Annotated in this window: 3 protein-coding genes; 1 reads left to right on the forward strand and 2 read right to left on the reverse strand. The window is 73.8% G+C overall.

The genetic code is table 11. The features are described from left to right. Window positions 1-499 precede the first annotated feature (499 nt). Window positions 500-1051, reverse strand: a complete 552-nt coding sequence (locus AXW62_RS31115) for a MarR family winged helix-turn-helix transcriptional regulator (RefSeq protein WP_079105665.1) — start codon at window positions 1049-1051, stop codon at window positions 500-502. Window positions 1052-1167: 116 nt separating this feature from the next. Here AXW62_RS31115 and AXW62_RS31120 point away from each other — a divergent pair, with 116 nt between their 5' ends. Beyond that, complete coding sequence (locus AXW62_RS31120; RefSeq protein ID WP_079115887.1) at window positions 1168-1584, forward strand: organic hydroperoxide resistance protein; 417 nt, start codon at window positions 1168-1170, stop codon at window positions 1582-1584. Window positions 1585-1768: 184 nt separating this feature from the next. Here the strand turns inward: AXW62_RS31120 and AXW62_RS41685 are convergent, their stop codons facing one another. Beyond that, entirely contained in the window at window positions 1769-2884 is a 1116-nt protein-coding gene (locus AXW62_RS41685; RefSeq protein WP_060947439.1) for a DNA polymerase Y family protein, read from the reverse strand. Window positions 2885-2904 lie beyond the last annotated feature (20 nt).

The following is a 2904-nucleotide window of genomic DNA, read 5'->3' on the forward strand; positions in this document are numbered from 1 at the left end:
GCTGACGCTGCTGCCGCGGCGTACACCGCTGTGGTGGGCGGCGATCGGCAGCGCGGCGGTGACCTCGACCGTGCTCATCCTCTCCGGTCCTCTGCTGCTGATTCCGCCGGCGCTGGCAGTCGTGGCCTTCTGCTTCCATACGTTCCAGGCGCGCCGGAAGCCCGAGGACTCCCGGACACCTCAGACGCCCCAGGCACCCCAGAGGCCCCGGGCGCCCCAGACCGCCGCAGAAGGGCCAGAAGCCCCAGACGCCCCAGACGCGCCGGGCTTCCCAGGCCAAGAGCGAGAAGAGCCCCGGATGACCCTCTCCTCCCCCTCCGCCCCGCCGAACTCCCCAACGAACGGCGGCTGACCCCCCACTGCACCTGGATGACCGGGGGCGATCTCCGCGCGGCGGTGGTCCACGACGTACCGGGGCCGCGCGGAACACACGTCCTGGCCGCCGTGGCACGGGCCCGAGGGCGCCCGAGTTTCCGGGGCGCCCCGAAGCCCCGCCTCGTCAGGCTCCCTCCTCGCTCAGCGCCGCGTCGAGGGCCGCCGTGAGCCGCAGCAGTCGCGCCCGCAGATCGATCGCCTCCTCCGCCGCGAGACCGCTGGCCTCGATCGCCTTCAGGGGCACCCCCTGGGCACGCTCCTTCAGCGCCGTCCCCTCCGCCGTCAGCCGGACCGTCACCGAGCGCTCGTCGTGCGCGCTGCGCTCGCGCTGGACGAGTCCGGCCGACTGCATCCGCTTGAGCAGCGGCGAGAGGGTACCCGAGTCCAGTCGCAGGAACTCCCCCAGCCGCTTGACCGGCATCTCCCCGTGCTCCCACAGCACGAGCATCGCCAGGTACTGCGGATAGGTCAGCTCCGTATCGCGCAGCACCCGGCGGTAGAGGCCGTCGAAGGCACGGGAGGCGGCGTGCAGGGCGAAGCAGAGCTGCCGGTCGAGCCGGAGCAGGTCACCACCGGGCTGCGGCTCCGGGGCGGCGCGGTCGGCGGCGTGATCGGCGGCATGCTCAGCGGCGCGGTCGGTCGTCGGGTCGGTCGGACGGTCGGGCTGGTGCGACATGTGTCCAGCGTACCCTTTAGTTGTGCACAACTTAATTGTGTGCTGTACTTCCGTTCGGAGGCAGGGAGCACCGAGCACCCGCCTCGTGACTGCCTGAAACGAAAGGGATGGTCTTCATGGACGCGCTCTACACCGCGGTGGCCACGGCCAACGGACGCGACGGCCGGGCCGTTAGCTCCGACGGACAGCTCGACCTGGCACTGGCCATGCCGCCCGCCCTCGGCGGCAGCGGCCAGGGCACCAATCCCGAGCAGCTGTTCGCCGCGGGCTACGCCGCCTGTTTCGCGTCCGCGCTCGGCCTCGTCGGCCGCCAGACCAAGGTCGACACCAAGGACATCTCCGTCACCGCCGAGGTCGGCATCGGCAAGGACGAGGCGGACGGCGGCTTCGGGCTCAAGGTGACGCTGCGCGTGGAGCTGCCGAGCGAGCTCGAGAACGAGAGCGGCCGCAAGCTGGTCGAGCAGGCGCACCAGGTGTGCCCGTACTCCAAGGCGACGCGGGGCAACATCGAGGTCGAGCTCGTCGCCGAGTGAACGAAGCAATCGGCTGACGGCGTAGCCGGGTGACCCGGGAAACGGATGGGCCACGCGCGCCCGGGGATCAGCTGGGCCACGCGACGCCCACGAAACGGCCGGACCAGGCGACATCCGGGAAACGGCCGGACCACGCGACGCCCGGCAAACGACCGAACCACGCGACGCCCGGGAAGCGGATGGGTCACGCGACGTCCAGGAATCCGGCGGGCCGGACCGCGGAGGCGCCGAAGCGGGCACGGGCCCGGTCGGCGGCGGCCTCCAGCCGGCGTGACTTCTCGTCCGCGGGGTCGAACGTCAGCTGGTGGGGGGCGAGTTCCGCGTCCATCAGCCCCTCGACGCGCAGCGCCACCGACCGCACCCGGGCCCGTTGCAGCCCGAGCGCGTCATGCAGCGCGTACGCGGCGGCGGTCAGCGCCGGGGTGTGCGCGGTCGGCTCGGTCAGGGTGCGGGAGCGGGTGGTCGTGGAGCGGTCGGCGTAGCGGACGGTGAGGCTGATCGCGGCCGCGACCTGTCCGCTCGTCCGCAGTCGGCCGCCGAGCCCGTCGGCGAGGGTGAGCAGCGCGCGGCGCCTGCGGACCGGATCCAACTCGTCGTGACGGAAGCGGTGTTCCGCGCCCATCGCACGGGCGGGGGCGTTCGGGGTGACCGGCATCGGGTCGATGCCGTGCGCCCACGCGTGGACGCGGCGCGCGGTCGCCGCGCCGAGGATCCGTTGCAGGGTGGACAGCGGCGCGGCGGCGATCCGCGCGGCGCTGTCCAGCCCGTACGCGCTCAGGGTGCGCGCGGTCGCGGGGCCCACCCAGGGCAGGGCGGTGGGCGGCTTGCGGGCCAGGAACGCGGCCACGCCGTCCGGATCGCCGGGAACGGTACGGACGGATCCGGCCGGACGGCGGGACCGCCCGCCCCCGGGACCGGGGGCGTCGGCCTCCTGGGCCCCTTGGACCTCCTGGGCCTCCTGGGGCCCCTGGGCCTCCTGGGGCCCCTGGGCCTCCTGAGTCGCCTGGGTCGCCTGGGCTTCCCGGGCCTCCTGAGCGGCCATGCGGGCCAGCATGGGGTTGGCGGCGACGCCGATGGTGCAGTCCACGCCGTACCGGGCCAGCGCCCGGACCCGTACGATCTCGGCCAGCCCGGCCGCGTCCCGCCCGAAGTACCGCAGCGCGCCCCGCACATCCGCCAGCGCGGCGTCGGGCGGCAGCGCCTCGACGACGGGCGTCAGCTCCCCGAGGAGGGCGAGCAGGCCCTGGTACACGTCTTCTGCGGGCGTGGGATGGAACCGCACGTACAACACGTGCGGCACGTCCTCGGCCTGCCCCGGGC

Source organism: Streptomyces hygroscopicus subsp. hygroscopicus, from assembly GCF_001553455.1.
Classification (GTDB): Bacteria; Actinomycetota; Actinomycetes; order Streptomycetales; family Streptomycetaceae; genus Streptomyces; species Streptomyces hygroscopicus.